Genomic DNA, 19,099 nt, shown 5'->3' with positions numbered 1-19,099 from the left:
TTCACAATAGTTTCTTTAATTGGCAAAAGTTATAAAAAGTTATAAAATGAAACCAAAGTTATAAAAAGTTATAAAACGTTAATTAGAGTTATAAAAGGAGGTTCCGCGATGAATCCGTTCAATCCAAACTTTGGAAAGGTACCGCAACTTTTCCTTGATCGCAATCAAATTGTTAACGAGTATATTAGTGAGCTTGACTCAAATCTCGACTCTCCATTACAAACATCCGTCATTTACGGTGTTCGCGGTTCTGGAAAAACATCACTGTTGACCGATATTAGTAATCAGCTTCGTCAAAAAGGGCACTGGATCGTCATCGACTTAACAACTAATCAGGATTTGATTCCCACCCTTACGTATAATCTTTACCAAGAAGCAACTTCAAAGTTTGAGCAATTAATTGGTAAATTAAAGAGCATCAAAGTTTCAGGGGTTGAATTTCAGTTAAAAAATGATGTTCCTCAAAGCATCCAGTATCAAATGATGCTGAAGCAAATTTTAAATCAGCTTGCTGAAAAGCAGATCAAGGTCTTAGTTACCCTTGATGAAGTGAAGGCAACAAAAGAGGTTCGTGAATTTGCCTCGTTATACCAATTACTAATTCGCGAAAATTTACCAATTGCACTTATCATGACTGGATTACCGGAAAATATTTCTGAATTACAAAATAACAGTGTTTTGACTTTTCTTTTAAGAAGTAACCGCATTGAACTTAGTCCGTTAAGTCATGAAGCGGTAATTAAGGCGTTCGCTGAAAAATTTAATGAAGGCAATCGTCAAGTCGCAAATCCGATTTTGCACCGCTTAACCCTTTTAACTCGCGGTTACGCTTATGCCTTCCAGTTACTCGGATATCTTGTATGGAAAAACAGTGCCGCAGGAGATGTAATCAATGACCAATTGATTGACCAGTTATTGCCTGAATATCAATTAGCCCTTAGTCGAAACGCATATACGAAAATTTACCAAGACTTGTCATACCAAGATCGTGAATTTGTCCGGGCAATGGCGAGCAGCGCCGACGATAAGGTTAAAATGAAATATATCGGTGAACAGATGGAAAAACCAAGCAATTACATTGCAAACTACCGTCAACGCTTACTTGATAGCCAACTGATTCGGATTGCTGGCTATGGTTACGTTTCATTTACGTTGCCACTATTTAAAGATTTTGTTCAATGGTATGCTCAATATGACGATGCTGGGTTTTAATCAATCACATCTGTGCTACAATCAAGTTAAACATCAAAGGAGGAACCTTTTATGATCGATCGGATCGAAAAATCAGCCTGCACATCTGTCATGGTTGGGAAAAAAGCATCATTAAACGGCTCAACGTTTATTGCCCGTAATGAAGATCGGCTCGTTGCCATCTATCCTAAGCGCTTTTTGATTCAACCTGCAGTCAATGGTCGCAAAGAAATTTACAAATCAACTTATAACAAACTTGAGGTGCCGTTACCTGAATCCGGCTACCGGTACTCTTCAACTCCAAACGTCACGATGGAAGATGGAATCAATGAAGAAGACGGCTTCAATGAAAAGGGCGTTGGTGAATCAGCAACCGAAAGTGTTTACGCTAACGAACGCGTCTTAGCATGTGATCCATATAACAAGGATGGGTTGGCTGAAGATTCAATGACGACCCTTGTCCTACCATTTATTAATTCAGCTCGTGAAGGCGTTCAATATTTAGGTAAATTAATTGCCAAGTATGGTGCCGCTGAAGGGAACGGGGTGCAATTTAACGACCGCGATGAAGTCTGGTATATGGAAATCGCAACTGGTCATCATTGGGTTGCCGTTCGCATTCCTGATGATTGCTATGCGGTTGCAGCTAACCAAATCGCAATTGAAGAAATCGATTTTAATGATCCGGACAACTTTATGTGGTCTGACGGCATCCAGGAATTCGTTGAACAAAACCACTTAAATCCGGATGAAGAGAAATTCAATTTCCGTCATATTTTTGGAACGGATACCGAAAAAGACCACCATTACAACACACCCCGGGTATGGTTTGCTCAACGGTACTTAAATCCGGAAATCGAGCAGGAACCTGAATCACCAAACATGCCGTTTATCTGCAAGCCAAGCCGGAAACTTTCGCTTGAAGACATTCAGTATATTTTAAAATCGCACTACAACGAAACAAAGTATGATCCGCTTGGAAACGGTGATCTTCGTGACCGGAAGAAATATCGGGCAATTTCACTTTCGCGGACTGCCAACTCGCACATTCTTGAAATGCAATCAAATGGCGAAGGAGTCCAATGGCTTTCGTTGGGTGTCCCTGCATTTTGTCCGCACATTCCGTTCTTTACGAACGCCAACGATACGGATCCTTCATACAGCAATACGCCCGTAAAGATGGATCTGCAAACTGACAGCGCTTACTGGTTATATGAAACATTAGCAATGGTCGTTGAAAGCCACTATGCTGATTTCATTCAAGATGATTTAGATTTTCAAAAAGAACTTTCACAATGGAGTCATGCTAAAGTCAACGAAATCAATGACTATGTTGATGCGCATGATTTAAAGGGTGAAGAGTTAACGAAGTTCTTGACGAATCAAAATCACGAAATCGTTGCGCACTGCAACCAACGGACAAAGGAATTTATCACGGAATTGATCACTCGCGGAACTGAACTATCCGGCTTAACATTCAAGATGGATCCAAACTTATAATAAAGAAACAAAGAACCGCATGAAATCAACGTTCATGCGGTTTTATTAAGCCTTTAGATAGTTAAATGGTCGCAAAATGGTCGCGTCTAATTATGCTTTTTCTTCAACTTAAATGCGGTTAACACGGCAATGAAGCCAATAATTGTTGTAACCATTAAGAAACTAAGGGAGAAGCGGCTTCCTAACCGCATTCCAAACGTCCCGGGATGAGCGTTTTTTCCCAAATTCATTAAAAATGAAACGATCGTTGTCCCAATTGCCCCTGAGTATTGCTGGAACGCATTGAAAATGGCATTCCCGTCTGATTGGATTTCCTTTGGCAGAGAATTAATTCCAAGGGTCATCGCATTACTAAATGTCAGGGAGAAGCCAACATTGTAGAAAAGGTAAGCAACCATTACCCAAATAGGAGTCAACTTTGGAACGGCCGTTACTAATGCAATGAAGAAAATAACATTAACTGTAAATCCGATAATCATCGGTTTGACCGGTCCTTGTTCGTCTAAAATTCGTCCAGAAAGGGGAATGAAAACCAGCCGCAACAGACTCCCCGGCAAAACGATCAAGCCGGCAACCATTGCCGTGGCATGCATTGCAAGTTGTGCCATATTAGGAACAACGAAGCCGCCAAGACTAATATTTGTTAATTGAAGCAGGAAATAGGTTGCAAAAAACAACGTAAATAATTTGTTTTTGAAAACGCTGATGTTAAATAATGGCTTGGTAACTTTCTTAGAATGGCGAATATATAGCAGCAAGAAAATCAGACTTAAAACAAGTAAAATAATATTGCCAATGACTGGAATATTTAATTTACTGATTCCTAGAAGGAAAAGAGTTACAAAGCCCGCCACTAAGCCAAAACCGGCCCAATCAAATGTGATTGCTTGAGTTTTTTCAGCTTGCGGAATGTTAATTGCTCCGAGAATCAATGAAAGAATCGCGAAGGGCAAAATAAAAAGAAAAATCCATTTCCAATTAAAGTAATTAATAACTAGCCCGCCAAATGTCGGTCCAATCGTTGGCGCAACCGCAACGGCAAGGGATCCAAGCGACATGTATCTTCCCGAAAATTCAGTCGGAACATTTTGAATAATTAGTGTAAAAATTAAGGGCGTACATAACCCAGTTGAAATTCCACCAATAACCCGAGCAAGTAAAAGAATTTCAAAATTCGGCGTTCCAAGTGCTAAAATAATGTTAATAATGAATAGTGAAACGGTAATTTCAAAAATCGTTTTTAGCCTAATCTTTTTATATAACATCGCCGTGGTAAACATTGTGATGCATGAGGCTAACATTGTTGCGGATGTTAACCACTGAACGGTTGAAAGCGAGATATGAAACTGGTTCATCAGCGTTGGGAAAGCAACGTTTAAGGCGGTCATCATCAATGCTCCGCAAGAGCTTAAAATGCCAGTTCCAAGAATTGCCAATTGAACTTTACGACTTACTTTTGACATAATAATCATTCCCTTTCAAATTTAAAACCAATGATTATTATATAGGTTTAGTGTTTACTTGTAAATGCTAAAAATAAAGGAGCTACTTTTATGTATGATCTAACGGCATTGATCGCCATTACAAATCGCTTAATTACCAATGAAACCCGGGAACAATTTGAAAAACTGGGAATCAATAAAAGTACTGGAGCAATTTTATTGAGCATTGAACGCCAGGGCGAAACGTCGCAAGCCAAAATCGCAAAGGACTTGCATATCAATAAGGGACTTGTTAATCGCGAAGTCCAGAACTTATTAAAAGCCGGAAACATCGAACAACACGTTTCGCAGACTAACCGGTCGCATTCAGTGATCACCTTAACGTCTTCTGGAAAGAAATTAATTAAACAAGTCCAACAAATTCGGAATCAATGGTGGCAGGAAAATAGCCATGGAATTGAGCAAGAAGAGTTACAAAAACTTTTAGAAAAGTTGATTCAACGGTAAAAAAATAAACACTTCAGCAAAGAATGGGTGTATTTTGAAAGTAGCTGGAGTGTTTATTAGTAATTTTAAATTACAGAGATAAATCTCTATAAGTGTAGAATAATTAATTATGTAAAGGTTGTCAATAAAAAGCGCATCTTTTTTTCGAACTTATCCAAAAATTAATGGTTAAATATTTTGAAGGTTCAAAATTACAAATCATTTAATTTATAAAGAAGAGGGCTGTGACCGACATCACAGTCCTCTTTTAACTATCGTTTCAAACATTTTACAAATTGCGGATCAAACGAATTAATAAATTTTTGATCATGTTCAACAATCAGCATTGTCGGTGATTTTTCTTTGATCATTGTCAAGATTTGTTGCTGGTTTTCAATATCTAAGTAATTTAATGGCTCGTCCCACAAATATAAGTTTGCTGGTTCAACCAAAGATTTCGCCAATGCGACTTTCTTTTGCTGTCCCTTACTCATCTGCTCAATTGGTAGATTAAACACTTCACGCGGCATCCCCAGCTTACGCAAAAGGTTCAAGATTTCATTGAAATTCAATCCATTCTGATCTGCAAGCTGCATAATCGTTCCGTTCAATTTTACCGATTGGCTCAAATAACTAATTTTAGCGTGCGGATTGACGTGAAAATCACCGGTCGAATTCATTCGAACCTGGTTTAAAATAAACTTAAATAGCGTAGACTTTCCAATTCCGTTCTGACCGGTAACAATCAGCTGCTCATTACACTTTAAGGTAAACGTGACTGGATCAAAAAGCGGGAAATCATACCCAAGCTGAAAATCTTTAAAAGATAAAATTTCGTCTTTTCTTGAAGGAATATAGTTGATCGTTAGCGGCGAAGTCTCAATTATATTATTGAAAAGTGCTTGTTTTTGCTTAATTTTCTGATCAATTCGCTTTTGAATTGCCTTTGAGCGTTTCATTGAACGTTTCGCCCGGGCACTTGTAAAACCACTATGACCAGTTCCGCCGCTTCCTTTGACATGCGGGTTTCCATAGTTATCTTTTTCACGTTGCACAGCCCAGTCCTTCTTTTCTCGTGATGTTTCCCGTAGCCGCTTGATTTCACTTTTTAATTTTTGATTCTCTTCCAGATAATTTTGATCCTGATTTTCCTTTTCAACTTTATAGGTGTCAAAGTTTCCATGAAATTGTAAAATTGTATTTCGCTCAATTGATAAAACATGGTCGATTATTTGATTAAGAAACGCAACATCATGACTTACAACAATAAATCCTTGTTTCTTGTGTTTTAAGTAATCCGCAATTTGTTTTCGACTTTTGCCGTCTAGATGGTTAGTCGGTTCATCAACTAATGGAAAAACGTCATCATTCTTAAAAAGGGTTGCCAGCTGAACCTTCGTTTGTTCGCCGCCACTTAATTCGGCATATGGCCGCCAAATCAACTCATCTGAATTTGAACACATCTTTGACAGTTCTTTTTTTAATTCCCATTCTTCAATTGGATAGTTGTCCTGAATTGCCATAATTGTTGGATAAGAAGGATGGTTAATTTTTAATGGAAAATATTGGAAAGTGGTCTGACGTTCAATTTGACCATCATTCGGGACAAGTTCGCCAAGAAGTAATTTTAAAAAGGTTGTTTTTCCTTGACCATTCCGTCCAAGTAATCCCAATTTCCAATCAAGGCCGATGTTTAAATTTACCTTCTTGAAAAGGGGTGTAAGTTGACCATCATATGCGAAAGTTAAGTTTTTGACTTTAATATCTGCCATTCTAATCCTTCCTTTCAAAAAAGGACCCGTACACTTTTACGTAATACAGGTCCAAATATCGTCAGGGAATACCATCATTTCAGGTTTAAAGCCATGTATTACGATCAATTTTCAGAATTAAAAAAATGCACAAAAGTCCCGTCTAAAAATAAATTAAACAGTTATTTTTGCAAATTAATAATCCTAAAAAATCAATCGAAACACCTCCGAGTTAAGTTGTTAAATAAAGTATACACCTATTTTGATTAAAATGTTTTATTATATTTTAATTCAACCTTATCAAATTTCATTTATTTATCCCATACTTCTTCGTACTCAGCTTCCTTAAAGCCCACCGTAATCCGGTTCCCATCAACCATAATTGGCCGCTTGATCAACATGCCGTCATTTGATAAAACGGTACATGCTTCGGTGCATGACATCTCGTTGACTTTATCCTTTAATCCTTGTTGCCGGTAGTGTTGACCGCTCGTATTAAAGAACCGTTTTTGCGGTAAGTCCGTCATCTTCATCCATTTTTCAAGTTGCGCTGCAGACGGGGGATTTTTAACCAAGTCATGCGGCGTATATTGAATATGGTGTTCATCAAGCCATTTCATTGCTTTCCGACACGTTCCGCATCGTGGATAGTAGTAAAAATCAGGCATCTTAGTCGACCTCCTTAATTAGTCATCAATGCTCATACTTAAGTCGATGTTTTGGTTAGTTGAGTTAACAACTTGTTGGACTTTTTGCTGTAAAGCAGCCAATGCAGGCTGTCCTAAATATAATCGTACAGGAGGTTGTTCCATTGATGCAAGTTTCAAAATCACCTTAGCAACTAAAACCGGATTCCCGCTTTGATTATGATTTAAGTGAGCAAGTCCCACCATTGTTTGTGAAACTGCAGTGTTATTATTCGTTTTATTTTCGGGTTCCTTCATTGATTCACCCAGAAATTCTGTCCGGACACCAGAAGGGCAAATTGCAGTGACGTGAATTCCGTCAGCGGCAACTTCATCTTGAAGGGCCTCGCTCATCATAATAACGGCCGATTTCGTTGCCGAATAGATTCCTTGCGCCGGGCCAGTGACCGTTCCTGAAATCGATGCTAAATTAATGATCGAACCAGAATGTTGCTTCTTCATTTGCGGCAAAACCGCTTGCGTAACTTCAAGCAGGCCAAAAACATTAACATCGAAATTTGCCCGCACTTCATCCATTGCGACCTCGTCAAGCGCACCTAATAAAGCATATCCGGCATTATTTACCAAAACATCAATTCTTCCAAACCGATCAATAATTGATGCAATTGCTTGATGGATGTCACCTTCATTGAATTGCATTTCAACCGGATAAAAATTATCCAAAAGGCTTGAATCAGCTAATTTGCTAGCTACAATTTCTTTTAATTGAGCAGCATTTCGTGAAGTTGCTGCAACCTGATAATCATTTTGTAATCCCGCAATTGTCGTTGCCAATCCAATTCCTTTTGAAGCACCTGTAACAACCATTACTTTTTTCATATTTATTCGCTTCCTTATCACTTAGTAAAAAGAATTTTGCAAAATATATTTTGATTATCATAACAAAAAATAATCAGAATATCAATCGCGTTAAGCAAAAAGCAAATTAAAGTGTATAATAGTTTTAATAACCAACATCAAAAAGGATGAGTTTTCTATGAAGACAAACGACATTAGCAAGCTTGAACTTGCTGTTTACTTTGGATTATCAATTATCATTAACAGTTTTGGAAACGCACTGACCGTCGCATTGAACTTAGGAAGTCCATTATGGACCGCAACATGTGTCAACGTCAGTCAGACGATTCATTGGTCACTCGGAAACATCATGGTGATCTGGGGCGCATTATTGATCATTATTAATACCATTTTGATTCAGAAAATTGATCTAAAGCGCATTGGTAAAAGTATCATCTTTATGGTATTATTTTCATACCTTGTAAGTTGGCTCAGCAGCGTTTTAAAACACTCATTAGTGATGACCATGAATTTACCAATGAGAATTATCTTTGATTTGTTTGGAATATGCTTAGTGTCATTAGGTGTTTCAATGTATCAACGCGTAAACTGGATGCTGCATCCCGCAGATGATTTAATGCAGATCGTCCGGTTTAAGTTCTTTAACGGAAATTCAACCAAAGCAATGTTTGCCGTTTATTTGCCAGCAATCATCATTGTCGCAATTACATTTTTGATCAGTCATCAAATTGTCGCCATCAACATCGGAACAATTTTTGGATTATTATTCCAAGGACCAATGATTGGAATTTGCGATCGAATTTGCTTTAAACGGTTAAAGCATCATAATTTGGATCATTAAGAGCCCCTCTTTGGAGTTGTATATGTTGGTCATTAAAACTATAATTTTAATAACAGGTTAAATCAAAGAATTAGCTATCCCCTTTATCAAGCTTTAGAAAGGATTTGTTTATGGATCACGATCGTTACTTACCATTAATTCAAGCTGAACTAAAAAAACTTCCAGTTTATATCCGTGATTTTTATTTGCAAACTAATCATTCAATCACAACGATTTATCAGTATCTGACTGAATTTCGACGATTTTTTAATTGGTTGCGCGAATCAGGCATTTCAGATGCTAAGGAAAATCAGGCAATTAAAGTTGAAACACTTGCTAAGTTGCGCCGTTCAGACATTATGTTATACATTGATTTCCTTAAACATTCTAAAAACAAACAAGGACGCGTTAATTCACCAACATCCATTAACCGGTCAATTAACGCGTTACGATCATTGTTTAAGTTTTTGACCGTTACGGCGGATACTGAAGACGGAAAGCCGTATTTTACCAATAACGTGATGCTTAAAATTGATTCATTAAATACCACGGAAACGTTGAATTACCGGGCTCACAACCTTGAAACGCACATGTACACTGGTGACCGGAAATATGAGTTTATTGATTTTATCGAAAATGAATATGAAAAAAACTGTGATCCGCGGGCTTTAACCGCGTTTAAGAAAAATAAAGAACGCGATATTTGTATTGCTGCGATGATTCTCGGGACTGGAATTCGGGTTTCAGAAGCAGCCAACGTTAATGTTGAAGACCTTCATCTTGAAGATGTAATGCTTGATGTTACGCGGAAAGGCGGCATACGGGACTCGGTTCCAATTGCACCATGGGTCGTTCAATACGTCGAACGCTATGCTAAAATCCGCCAAGACCGGTACAATCCGCCGAAGGATCAAAAAGCATTCTTTGTCACTGAATATCACGGTGAGGTCCGCCGTATTACGTATAATTCAATTGAAAAACTGATCAAAAAGTATTCTACGGCGTTCGGGCATCCATTAACGCCCCACAAATTACGGCATACTCTCGCATCGGAATTATATGAAATCACCAAAGACCGGGTCTTAGTATCCCAACAATTAGGGCAAAAAGGGACATCCGCAACTGATTTGTATACCCACGTCAATCAGGAAGCTCAAAAAGACGCCCTCCGGAAGTTAAAATAAGCCCCTTTTGCCCTTCTCTTACTGGTCCCCTTTCAATTTGGAAATTAAAAAAGCTGAAGTCTTGATTATTAAAATTCAAGATTTCAGCTTTTTTTGTTTTTATTTTTCTAGTTGACGCACATAAACCGTAATTCCAATTAAAGCAATGGCAATGATAACTAAAATTGTCAGGCCGATTCGACCACCAGTAAGGATCGCACTGGCTTCGCTTAGGCCTAAACCTTCAAAAATCGTAATGATCGACGACATCAAACTGGTTCCAATCGTTCCCGAATATTGCTGGAAAGTATTGAAGATTGAACTGACAAGCGAATGGTCAGCCGCTGAAACATACTTTCCGGCATCTGACATAATATTGCCAAATCCAAACGTGTAACCTAACCGGAAGATGATGTAAATCAGCCCAATTAAAAATGCCGTCAGAAATTTAAAACTGATCAAATAAAGAGCAACGCCTGCAAACAAGAAACCACTTGAAAGCGTTAGTGTAAAGAACGCCCCCTTTTTATCATAAATTTTCCCTGAAACGGGCGATAATAATGCGCCGATTACCGCTCCCGGAAGCAGCAACATTCCCGTGACCAATGAATTATAGTGCAAAACCTCTTCGGCATAAAGCGGCAAAATAAATACCAAACTCAAATTCATAAACTGTAAGCTGAAAAATGAAATCAACCGGAAACGAACGATTTTATTTTTGATAATTCGGAAACTCAGATATTTCCGCTTTGTATGCTGATTTTCATAAATGAATGCTCCTAGAAAAACAACACTGCCAATTAAAAGTCCAATCAACGATCCCGGATGATGAATTTGCGTTCCAAGATTACTGATTACCAGGCTAAACGTAATAACCGTTGCTCCAAACAAGATCAATCCAAGATAATCAAAAGGCGTTGAAGCCGTTTCAACCTTTTCCTTTTTAAGCGAATACATTCCCATTCCAAAAGCAACCAACAATAGCGGCAACACAATAATAAAGATCATCCGCCATGAAATCAAATATGTCAGTAACCCGCCGTATGTGGGACCGAATGCCGGGCCAAATGATTTGATCATTGTCACAATTCCGTTGTACTTACCAAACTGATCTTGCGGAATCGAATGGAAAACAATTTGATACATCAGCGGCGTTGCAATCCCCGTTGCAAATGCATTGATCATACATCCAACCAGCAGCATTCTAAAAGACTGGGCAAACGCACTGATCAGACATCCAGGAATAAACGCCAATGCTGCTAACATAAAAATTCGCCGAAGCGGAAAATGTTTCATTAAATAGGCCGTCGCACTCATTGTGATCGTTGCAACTAAATAATAGCCCGATGCCAACCACTGAACGACAGCTAAACGCGTATTAAATTCATGAATTAACGTTGGAAAAGTGACAACCAGGGAAGTTCCAATCAAAATTCCGATAAACCCCAGACAACTTCCACTGATCACACTTAGTTTTTCCTTCGTTGAGACGTTTTCCATTAAAATCACCTTCAAGTTCCATTTTATCACGAATGAAAATCAATCATTTTCCAAAACTTTGATTTTAAAGCATTTTTCGCTAACCGGACATTTTTTAGCGATAAGTGGTCAGTTATTTTAGTATTTACATCTTTGGAATTTTAGTTTTAAATAGTAAGTATACTAACTTAGAGATTGAGAAGATGATCAAATTGAATATTAAGGAAATGCCTCAATGGCGCAAAAACTTATATGTTTTAGCGTTTGGGGATTTTGTTTCCGGGACTGGCTTTAGTATGAGTTTGCCGTTTTTGCCGCTGTTTATCAGCCAAATGGCGCACTTTACAAACGTCCAATTAACTTTCTATTCCGGGTTAGCGTATGCGATTGCCTTTGTTAGTCAGGCGATTGTTTCACCATTATGGGGGAAACTCGCTGACCGGACTGGTCGGAAACCAATGATTTTACGGTCAGCATTTGGAATGTGTATTACAGGATTTCTCTGCGGACTTGCGCATAACATCTGGATTTTAATTTTTTGGCGATTTGTATACGGGTGTTTCTCAGGATACAACAGTAATTCGCAAGCCTTAGTTGCAAGCGAAGTTCCGTCGAATCAAGGCGGAAAAGCAATGGGAATCTTAACAACTGGCCGGGTCGGCGGACAGCTGATCGGTCCAATCATCGGCGGGATGATTGCCGGTATTTGGGGTTATCGGATGACCTTCTACCTTTTCGGAATCATTATGTTCATTGCTGGAATTTTAGCTTTGGTGTTCGTTAAAGAAGAATTTACTCCACATGAAATCGCCAAAAATGCTTCCCGAAAAGAAAAATCAGCTCTGGCTCAAGTCAACAGCTTGCCGATCGTCATTGCAATGTTCATTACCGCAATGCTTGTAAATGCCGTTACCAAGTCAATTAACCCGGTCATTAGTTTATTTGTTCGGCAGTTATTACATGGCCATGGCAGTGTATCAGTTGTCAGCGGAATCATCACTGCCCTTCCCGGGTTTGCAACCATTATGGCTGCTCACCGATTAGGCGATCTTGGTGACCGCATCGGGGCACGAAAAGTTTTGGTTGCAGGATTGATTTTCTCCGGATGCGTCTTTTTCGCAACGAGTTGGGTCGGAAATGTATACACATTAGGAATTTGCCGGTTCTTAATCGGAATTTCGGATGCGGCTTTACTTCCGCTTGCTCAAACTGTTTTAATGAATAATGCTCCTGACGCGGTTGTCAGCCGGGTCTTCAGTTACATGCAATCTTTCCAAGCCATTGGAAGTATCATTGGCCCAATGCTTGGCTCTGTAATTGCTGGTCATTTTTCATATCCAGACGTGTTCGTAATGACCGCAATTCTAGCTGCAATCAACCTGCTGATTGTCCTAATTAGTTTTAAAATAGGAAATAAGAAAAAGAATGCATAATGGTATTCAAAAAAGATCGCATTGAAACGATCCTTTTCTTTTAATCAAATTGATGAAGCAAATCAGTAATTAAACCGACAAACCGTTGGCGATTAAGATCCATTAAAACTTTCGCATTTGGTTTCCGATTCATTAACCCTGCAAAGTCAACAACCGTTTCTCCCGCCGTTAATTGTCCCTGAGTTTCAACATCAAGGAAGGCTGAATGACTTTCAAAAATCTCAGGTTTCAATAAATAAGCAATGGTGCATGGATCATGGACTGGCGTTCCGGCCAAACCAAATTCGTCTTGACCATACCATTTTCCATAAAATTCCATTTGTCCGGTAATTGCTTGAGCAACCGGATTATTAATTTGACGGATTTTTTCAAGATCATCTGGACAAATTTGCGCTTTTAACGTGACATTCAATCCGGCCATTACCAATGGAATACCTTCATTAACAACCATTTTAGCGGCTTCCGGGTCAACTGCCATATTGAATTCCGTTGTCGGATGGACGTTTCCTTGGCCGGCTGCGCCACCCATGAAAACAATTTGTTTAATTTTATTTTCTAATTCAGGATGAACTCTTAAAAATAAGGCGATATTCGTCATCGGTCCCGTCACAACCAACGTGATCGGTTCCGTTTGTGTGCGTAAAATATCCGCAATCAATTCGACTGCGGGCTGGTGAACTGGTTCAAAAGCTGGTTCCGGTAAATCAGCCCCATCTAATCCAGTTTCACCGTGGACATAATCTGCGATCTTTAAATTCCGCATCAACGGACGATGATTTCCACCTGCAACCAGGATGTTCGTTGCACCTCCGTAATGCATTATTTAACGTTTTATCCGGCGTTTGATTACCGGCAGACGTCGTTACTCCCAATAATTCGATTTGCTCACTCGCAACAGCCATCGTTAACGCTAAAGCATCATCATGTCCGGGATCACAATCAAGAATAATTTTTTCAGGTTTCATTATCCTCACATCCAATCATTTTGAGTATGACTAAATTATATCAGGAAAATCCCTGAAAAGGAACTTCCACAAACACCATCATTAAGACAATGGAATCGCATTCAATCATGGCAATTAAATAAGGTGATGACTTTCATCATCACCTTAATCTTTAATTAGTTGCTGGATAATAATCATTAATCAGCTTATGTTTACTGTTCCAGAATGGTGCTTTCGCAATTCCAACGATCTTATCTTTAGGAACAAATCCATAATACCGGCTATCATTTGAATCTGCCCGGTTATCACCAAGAACGAAATAACAATTCTTCGGAACGGTAAATGTTTTTCCTGTTCCGAGAGTGACGCCCTTCGCTTCTGGTAAAAGCAATGTTAATGTTCCGCTTGTCCGTTGTTGCTTGGTAATGTAATTTTGTGGTTGGTACTTGCCGTTAACATACAAATCACCATTGTTTTTGTATTCAATCTTGTCACCAGGCATTCCGATTACCCGCTTAACGTACTTTGTGTTCTTTTGAACATTCGGATTGTTTTTATCAACGCCATATGCGTCAAAGACAACTACGGAATCTTCCCGCACCTTGCCTAACTTCCACACAATTACATGTTCGTTATTTTGAAGGTTCGGATACATTGAAGTTCCGTCAACCTTTACGATTCGAAATACAAAAGTTACGATGAACGCTGCAATTGCCAGTCCCGTCAAGATTGGAGCGACAACGTTTTTAAAAAATGATGACACAACTATTAGCCCCTATCGTTTTAGATTAATTTTTACCATTAATTAATTTAGATTTTCTTATTGTAGCTAAGTATAACCCAAACAAAATTAAAAATACACCCTCGAAAAGAATTGTTAGATGATTCTTAATGTGTAAGAATGGCATAAAAATGCAAACAATATTAAAAATCAGGCGTAACCCTAAATGGGACGTTTGAAATTTGATAAAGTTTGCAACCAATGCCACACAGCCGAAGATTACTAATAAAAATGCCATAAAAATCACCCAATCAAAGATAATTTTATGACTATCAGCAACCGTTGCAGCGTGAATATAGCCGAGCGTACTTAGCAACTGGACAAAACCATAATAGGTAACTTGTCCGCAAATATATAAAATACCAATCGTTCCAATCAGAACGTTTAATATCTTTGCCAAAATCTTACCTCTTCTTTATTTAATCAGTTAGTGTTTTGGCTAATTCAACCAAATAACGATGGCTTTCCATCTGTTCCTTAGCATCAGTTGGATCTGCCAAATTGATTTCATAAATGCTCGTTGCTTTTGAATTTTCATTAAGGAGCGGTAAAACTCGCCGCCAGTCGATCTTCCCAGTTCCGAGAACTAAACTGTCATGATGCTCACCCATCGAATCAACGAGGTGATAATGAACCGTCGCATCCATTAAATGTTTGATTGAAGCAACTAACTTATCATTGTCACCGTGTTCAGCAATAAAACAGTGCGAAGTATCGAATGCCAGCCGGTATCCATGAGCTAAAATTCGCTCTTCAAACTGCGGATCACCGTAATAAAAAATCGGTGAGATACTGTTTTCAAACATGATATGATTGCCGCCCATTTCATTGAACCGATCCATCCGTTTGAAAGCCGCATCTTGAGCGGCATCAAAAGACGGATACATTGCAATGTATTTAGGGGTTTGCCGTAAATATGCCCCATGGATCAATACTTGAACGTCAAAATCATACGCAACTTGTAACAAGTCAATTGTACTTTGTTCGACAAATTTATAAAGATCCGGACAGCGGCTTTCCGGGGCAATCAATTCCGTAAAAATTGTTTTTTGATACCGCATCGGTTGATGCAGCACAATTTTACTTGTTGCTTCATTTTGCACTGCTTGAATCGCATACCGTAACTTCTGCAATCCGTCAGTCGTAAAGTCGTCTTCTTGGGTAAAAAACTCAAAAACATCCGGATGATATTGCAACCGATCCCGGTATTGGCTGTCATCGGTGCTCCCTTTTAATCCTAATTGAACTCGCATTTAATCATCATCTTTCAATTAATATATAATCTATCCTTTATATGTTATATTCTCTCACAAAATTGAAAAGAAAGTGATGAATTTGGCTTAAAATTTAGTCTTTTTCTATGTCACGAATAAATCCTAATGCCAATGCCCCTTCACCAAGGTGGACCGCAATTACTGGGTCAAATTCATCAAGTGAAACCGGGATCCCGGGGAAGGCTTCCTGGACTTCCTTAGCCCATTCTTGACCGCGTTTTTCATTATTAGCGTGAATCACTAGCAAGCGGAACGGATAATCTGCCTTATCCGTTTCTTCCTTAATGATTTCTTGTGCCCGTTTCATTGCCTTTTTCAATGAGCGAACCTTTTCAAAGGCGACGATCTTGTCACTTTCCTTATCAAAGTGAAGTAACGGTTTAATTTTTAAAACGGTTCCGATAAATGCTGAAGCGTTTGATAACCGTCCACCATGAGCCAAGTTTTTCAAATCGTCAACAACAAAGACCGCATCATATTGTTTTTTAAGCTGTTCAACGGCCGCAACGATCTTTTCGGCATCTTCATTTTGAGCCGCCATCCGTGCAGCTAACTTAACCATCCATCCCATTGGAACTTCAGTAATTGATGAGTCGATCGGGTAAAGCTTGATATTATCAAGTTGACCCTTTAAGTTATTCAAAGTCGTCATCAAACCGGAGATCGTTCCTGCAATGTGAATGCTAATAACTGCATCGTAACCTTCATCAGCTAATTGATTATACAAGTTAATCATTTCGCCAACTGGCGGTTGCGATGTGGTCGGAAAGTCCTTTGCATTCCGCATTTTTTCATAGAATTCAGGACGGGTAAGATCAACGCCGTCTTGATATTCGGTTCCATCAATAATGTAAGGAATCGAAACAACTTTAATTCCGTACTTATCAATCGTTTCTTGATCTAAATTTGCTGTACTGTCGGTTACAACAGCAGTTTTCATAAAACTACACCTACTTTATCAATTAATTTAATGTTACTTGACGCATACTTTGAGTCAGACGATTGATTAAAATCTTTAAAAAATTCTTCTCTTCGCCAGTCCACTGCGCAAATACTTTTTGTCCAAATTCTTTAAAATCCGTATTCATTTGTGAAAGAACACGTTGACCAATTTCACTGAGATGGTATTGATAGCTTTTCCGGGTTTTAACGTTGTTTTGATTTGCAACCTTACTGATCTTAACAAACGCCTTGGTCGTTAGTTTACTTAGTTGACGACTCAGCGTTGAAGTATCAAGCCGCAAATCTTCTGCAAGTAATTCTTGCGAATTTTTCCCGTCAGCGATCCGTTGAAGAAGCTGCCATTCGGCAATGGTCAGTTGATTATTCTTTGCCATTTTTTGAACAAACCGTTGATATTCACGTTGTAAATCAAGCAAATTGTCTAATGGTTCTTTCAAAAAGAAAATCACCCCTTCTTTCGTACCTTATTGCATAATACAATCTTTGTAAATATTTTTCAAGACTCTGAAGGCGATTTGTGGATTTTTCTTTGCTTTTTTTCATCAGAACTTTACAATAATAAGTAGCATATTATTAATTTTAGAAAGGATGAGAATCATGGCATTTGACGGAATGTTTACCCACGCAATGGTTAGCGAACTGCGCGCAAAAATCCTTAACGGCCGGGTAATGAAGATCTCGCAACCATACCCGAATGAAGTGATTTTAACGATTCGGTCAAACCGGAAAAACTACCCGTTGCTTTTATCTGCTCACCCCAACTATGCCCGGATGCAAATTACACAAATTCCATATAAAAATCCGGCGGTTCCAACTAAATTTACAATGATGTTACGTAAATATCTTGAAAACGCTAAGGTAACTGACATTCAACAGTTGGAAAATGACCGCGTCGTTTACTTTAGTTTTGAAACCCGCAATGAAATTGGGGACCGTCTACCACTCTTGCTTTCAATCGAAATCATGAACCGGTATAGTAATGTCATTTTGATCAATCAGCAAACCCAAACGATCATTGATACTATTAAACACGTTGGAATGGATCAAAACCGTTACCGGACATTGCTTCCCGGTGCAACCTATCGGCAACCGCCGAAGCAGGAAAAACTTGACCCGTTTGCTGCTGAAAATTCTCAACGGTTGATTGCCCTTGGTCAACAATTTCCTAATCGTGAAGTCCTTGCGCAAAATATTCAAAAAGAATTTCAAGGATTCGGTAAAGTCAGCGCCTTTCAGCTTGCGGATGTTTTTCATCAAAACGATGGTCAAAATGATTCCGAACATTTAACGAGCTTTCTTAAAGCTGCGGATGCCCCAACCCCAAGTTTAACCACCAGTAAACGGCTTGATTTTACATTTACAGCACTTGGAAATGATATTCAAAACATGAGTGTTCAATTTGGTTCTTTAAGTGGACTGCTTGATCATTTTTACCGTGAGAAGGCAACCCGTGATCGGGTCCGGCAACAAGGAGCTTTACTGATCCATGTTGTAAACCAAGAATTGAAAAAGAACCGCAATAAACTAAAAAAATTGCAAAAAGAATTTACCAATACCCAGCACGCGGATGAATACCGGATAAAAGGCGAATTGCTAACAACTTACTTGTATCAGGTTAAACGCGGAATGACTGAAATCACGTTACCGAATTTTTATGATAATGAAAAGCCATTGAAAATTGCGTTATCGAACCAAATCGGTCCTTCGCAAAATGCCCAAAAATACTTTAAAAAATATCAAAAACTTAAAAACGCGATTTCATACTTGAAGGAACAAATTAAACTTACTGAAGATGAAATTGCCTATTTTGAAGAGATCCAAACTCAAATTGAGCTTGCTGAACCACAAGACTTAACTGATATTCAAGTTGAACTTGAAAACGGCGGATACTTACGGAAAAATACCCACCATAAGAAAAATAAACGCCGGGTTAAGATCAACCAACCGGAAACATTCTGGGCAAGTGATGGTACCCGAATCAAAGTTGGTAAAAATAATCTTCAAAATGAGAAGTTGACCTTACACACCGCTTCAAAGAATGATTACTGGCTTCATGTAAAAAACATTCCAGGATCCCATGTAATCGTTGAAAGCAGTGACCCAAGCGATGAAACGCTGGTTGAAGCCGCTGAATTAGCAGCATACTTCTCAAAATCACGAAACTCCGCCAACGTTCCAGTCGACTATGTGCAAGTTCGGCGAATTCGCAAGCCAAACGGGACCAAACCTGGGTTTGTGATCTATGAAGGCCAAAAAACATTGTATGTTACTCCGACTGAGGAAAAAGTTAATCAATTAAAAACGAAAAACGAGTAATTAAAAAGACTGAGATTTCAAAATCTCAGTCTTTTTATTATGTCTTTAGAC

The 19,099-nt window shown here is 38.7% G+C and carries 17 protein-coding genes and 1 pseudogene; 7 read left to right on the top strand and 11 right to left on the bottom strand.

The genetic code is table 11. The features are described from left to right. The first annotated feature begins 108 nt into the window (after positions 1 to 108). Together A3O17_RS00090 and A3O17_RS00085 are read left to right on the top strand one after the other, a co-directional pair. The gene (locus A3O17_RS00090; protein WP_064213079.1) at positions 109 to 1,212 is read left to right on the top strand and encodes an ATP-binding protein; all 1,104 of its coding nucleotides are present in this window, start codon (positions 109 to 111) and stop codon (positions 1,210 to 1,212) included. 51 nt (positions 1,213 to 1,263) lie between these two features. Then, the gene (locus A3O17_RS00085; protein WP_064213078.1) at positions 1,264 to 2,691 is read left to right on the top strand and encodes a C69 family dipeptidase; all 1,428 of its coding nucleotides are present in this window, start codon (positions 1,264 to 1,266) and stop codon (positions 2,689 to 2,691) included. 86 nt (positions 2,692 to 2,777) lie between these two features. On the opposite strand, the gene A3O17_RS00080 is transcribed toward A3O17_RS00085, so the two are convergent. Further along, positions 2,778 to 4,154 (bottom strand): MFS transporter, encoded by a 1,377-nt coding sequence (locus A3O17_RS00080; RefSeq protein WP_064213077.1) that lies wholly within the window; start codon positions 4,152 to 4,154, stop codon positions 2,778 to 2,780. A gap of 90 nt (positions 4,155 to 4,244) precedes the next feature. Here A3O17_RS00080 and A3O17_RS00075 point away from each other — a divergent pair, with 90 nt between their 5' ends. Continuing rightward, positions 4,245 to 4,640, top strand: coding sequence for a MarR family winged helix-turn-helix transcriptional regulator (locus A3O17_RS00075; RefSeq protein ID WP_064208739.1), 396 nt, complete (start codon positions 4,245 to 4,247; stop codon positions 4,638 to 4,640). Between the two features lie 251 nt (positions 4,641 to 4,891). On the opposite strand, the gene abc-f is transcribed toward A3O17_RS00075, so the two are convergent. The 3 genes from abc-f to A3O17_RS00060 all read right to left on the bottom strand — a co-directional run bounded on the left by abc-f (position 4,892) and on the right by A3O17_RS00060 (position 7,896). After that, positions 4,892 to 6,391: a ribosomal protection-like ABC-F family protein gene (gene abc-f / locus A3O17_RS00070; RefSeq protein WP_064213076.1), complete on the bottom strand. Its 1,500-nt coding sequence runs from the start codon at positions 6,389 to 6,391 to the stop codon at positions 4,892 to 4,894. A 290-nt stretch (positions 6,392 to 6,681) separates the two neighbouring features. Beyond that, the gene (locus A3O17_RS00065) at positions 6,682 to 7,038 is read right to left on the bottom strand and encodes an arsenate reductase family protein (protein WP_064213075.1); all 357 of its coding nucleotides are present in this window, start codon (positions 7,036 to 7,038) and stop codon (positions 6,682 to 6,684) included. Between the two features lie 18 nt (positions 7,039 to 7,056). After that, on the bottom strand, positions 7,057 to 7,896 hold the full coding sequence (locus A3O17_RS00060; protein WP_064213074.1) for an SDR family oxidoreductase: 840 nt from the start codon (positions 7,894 to 7,896) through the stop codon (positions 7,057 to 7,059). Positions 7,897 to 8,053: 157 nt separating this feature from the next. Between A3O17_RS00060 and A3O17_RS00055 the strand changes: the two genes are divergently transcribed. Together A3O17_RS00055 and xerS are read left to right on the top strand one after the other, a co-directional pair. Continuing rightward, positions 8,054 to 8,716, top strand: a complete 663-nt coding sequence (locus A3O17_RS00055; protein ID WP_064213073.1) for a hypothetical protein — start codon at positions 8,054 to 8,056, stop codon at positions 8,714 to 8,716. A 110-nt stretch (positions 8,717 to 8,826) separates the two neighbouring features. Continuing rightward, positions 8,827 to 9,879: a tyrosine recombinase XerS gene (gene xerS, locus A3O17_RS00050; protein ID WP_064213072.1), complete on the top strand. Its 1,053-nt coding sequence runs from the start codon at positions 8,827 to 8,829 to the stop codon at positions 9,877 to 9,879. Positions 9,880 to 9,978: 99 nt separating this feature from the next. On the opposite strand, the gene A3O17_RS00045 is transcribed toward xerS, so the two are convergent. Beyond that, a complete protein-coding gene (locus A3O17_RS00045; protein ID WP_064213071.1) occupies positions 9,979 to 11,358 on the bottom strand; it encodes an MFS transporter in 1,380 nt (459 codons plus the stop codon). 182 nt (positions 11,359 to 11,540) lie between these two features. Here A3O17_RS00045 and A3O17_RS00040 point away from each other — a divergent pair, with 182 nt between their 5' ends. Beyond that, positions 11,541 to 12,770 (top strand): MFS transporter, encoded by a 1,230-nt coding sequence (locus A3O17_RS00040; RefSeq protein WP_064213070.1) that lies wholly within the window; start codon positions 11,541 to 11,543, stop codon positions 12,768 to 12,770. A 40-nt stretch (positions 12,771 to 12,810) separates the two neighbouring features. Here the strand turns inward: A3O17_RS00040 and rihA are convergent. The 6 genes and pseudogenes from rihA to A3O17_RS00010 form a co-directional block, all read right to left on the bottom strand. Then, positions 12,811 to 13,735 (bottom strand): annotated as a pseudogene (gene rihA, locus A3O17_RS00035) (pyrimidine-specific ribonucleoside hydrolase RihA). 151 nt (positions 13,736 to 13,886) lie between these two features. Further along, a complete protein-coding gene (lepB, locus tag A3O17_RS00030) occupies positions 13,887 to 14,477 on the bottom strand; it encodes a signal peptidase I (protein ID WP_064208731.1) in 591 nt (196 codons plus the stop codon). Between the two features lie 25 nt (positions 14,478 to 14,502). Further along, positions 14,503 to 14,895 carry a hypothetical protein gene (locus A3O17_RS00025; protein WP_064208730.1) on the bottom strand — a complete coding sequence of 131 codons (393 nt, stop codon included), beginning with the start codon at positions 14,893 to 14,895 and terminating at the stop codon, positions 14,503 to 14,505. 19 nt (positions 14,896 to 14,914) lie between these two features. Continuing rightward, positions 14,915 to 15,748 carry a TIM barrel protein gene (locus A3O17_RS00020; protein WP_064213069.1) on the bottom strand — a complete coding sequence of 278 codons (834 nt, stop codon included), beginning with the start codon at positions 15,746 to 15,748 and terminating at the stop codon, positions 14,915 to 14,917. A 94-nt stretch (positions 15,749 to 15,842) separates the two neighbouring features. After that, positions 15,843 to 16,709: a DegV family protein gene (locus A3O17_RS00015; protein WP_064208729.1), complete on the bottom strand. Its 867-nt coding sequence runs from the start codon at positions 16,707 to 16,709 to the stop codon at positions 15,843 to 15,845. Between the two features lie 22 nt (positions 16,710 to 16,731). Beyond that, complete coding sequence (locus A3O17_RS00010; RefSeq protein WP_057828066.1) at positions 16,732 to 17,169, bottom strand: MarR family winged helix-turn-helix transcriptional regulator; 438 nt, start codon at positions 17,167 to 17,169, stop codon at positions 16,732 to 16,734. 160 nt (positions 17,170 to 17,329) lie between these two features. Here A3O17_RS00010 and A3O17_RS00005 point away from each other — a divergent pair, with 160 nt between their 5' ends. Continuing rightward, on the top strand, positions 17,330 to 19,048 hold the full coding sequence (locus tag A3O17_RS00005; RefSeq protein WP_064213068.1) for an NFACT RNA binding domain-containing protein: 1,719 nt from the start codon (positions 17,330 to 17,332) through the stop codon (positions 19,046 to 19,048). The last annotated feature ends 51 nt before the right edge of the window (positions 19,049 to 19,099 follow it).

Origin of the sequence: Ligilactobacillus aviarius (assembly GCF_001654615.1) — a bacterium.
In the GTDB taxonomy this organism is placed as follows: domain Bacteria; phylum Bacillota; class Bacilli; order Lactobacillales; family Lactobacillaceae; genus Ligilactobacillus; species Ligilactobacillus aviarius_B.
Note: the sequence above shows the minus strand (reverse complement) of the source record. Positions and strands in the feature narration are given on the sequence as shown.

Coding starts and splice junctions, on each gene's coding strand:
- A3O17_RS00005 (WP_064213068.1), top strand. CDS start 17,330: ATGGCATTTGACGGAATGTTTACCCACGCAATGGTTAGCGAACTGCGC.
- abc-f (WP_064213076.1), bottom strand. CDS start 6,391: ATGGCAGATATTAAAGTCAAAAACTTAACTTTCGCATATGATGGTCAA.
- A3O17_RS00020 (WP_064213069.1), bottom strand. CDS start 15,748: ATGCGAGTTCAATTAGGATTAAAAGGGAGCACCGATGACAGCCAATAC.
- A3O17_RS00075 (WP_064208739.1), top strand. CDS start 4,245: ATGTATGATCTAACGGCATTGATCGCCATTACAAATCGCTTAATTACC.
- A3O17_RS00045 (WP_064213071.1), bottom strand. CDS start 11,358: ATGGAAAACGTCTCAACGAAGGAAAAACTAAGTGTGATCAGTGGAAGT.
- xerS (WP_064213072.1), top strand. CDS start 8,827: ATGGATCACGATCGTTACTTACCATTAATTCAAGCTGAACTAAAAAAA.
- A3O17_RS00065 (WP_064213075.1), bottom strand. CDS start 7,038: ATGCCTGATTTTTACTACTATCCACGATGCGGAACGTGTCGGAAAGCA.
- A3O17_RS00055 (WP_064213073.1), top strand. CDS start 8,054: ATGAAGACAAACGACATTAGCAAGCTTGAACTTGCTGTTTACTTTGGA.
- A3O17_RS00015 (WP_064208729.1), bottom strand. CDS start 16,709: ATGAAAACTGCTGTTGTAACCGACAGTACAGCAAATTTAGATCAAGAA.
- A3O17_RS00085 (WP_064213078.1), top strand. CDS start 1,264: ATGATCGATCGGATCGAAAAATCAGCCTGCACATCTGTCATGGTTGGG.
- A3O17_RS00090 (WP_064213079.1), top strand. CDS start 109: ATGAATCCGTTCAATCCAAACTTTGGAAAGGTACCGCAACTTTTCCTT.
- A3O17_RS00080 (WP_064213077.1), bottom strand. CDS start 4,154: ATGTCAAAAGTAAGTCGTAAAGTTCAATTGGCAATTCTTGGAACTGGC.
- A3O17_RS00060 (WP_064213074.1), bottom strand. CDS start 7,896: ATGAAAAAAGTAATGGTTGTTACAGGTGCTTCAAAAGGAATTGGATTG.
- A3O17_RS00040 (WP_064213070.1), top strand. CDS start 11,541: ATGATCAAATTGAATATTAAGGAAATGCCTCAATGGCGCAAAAACTTA.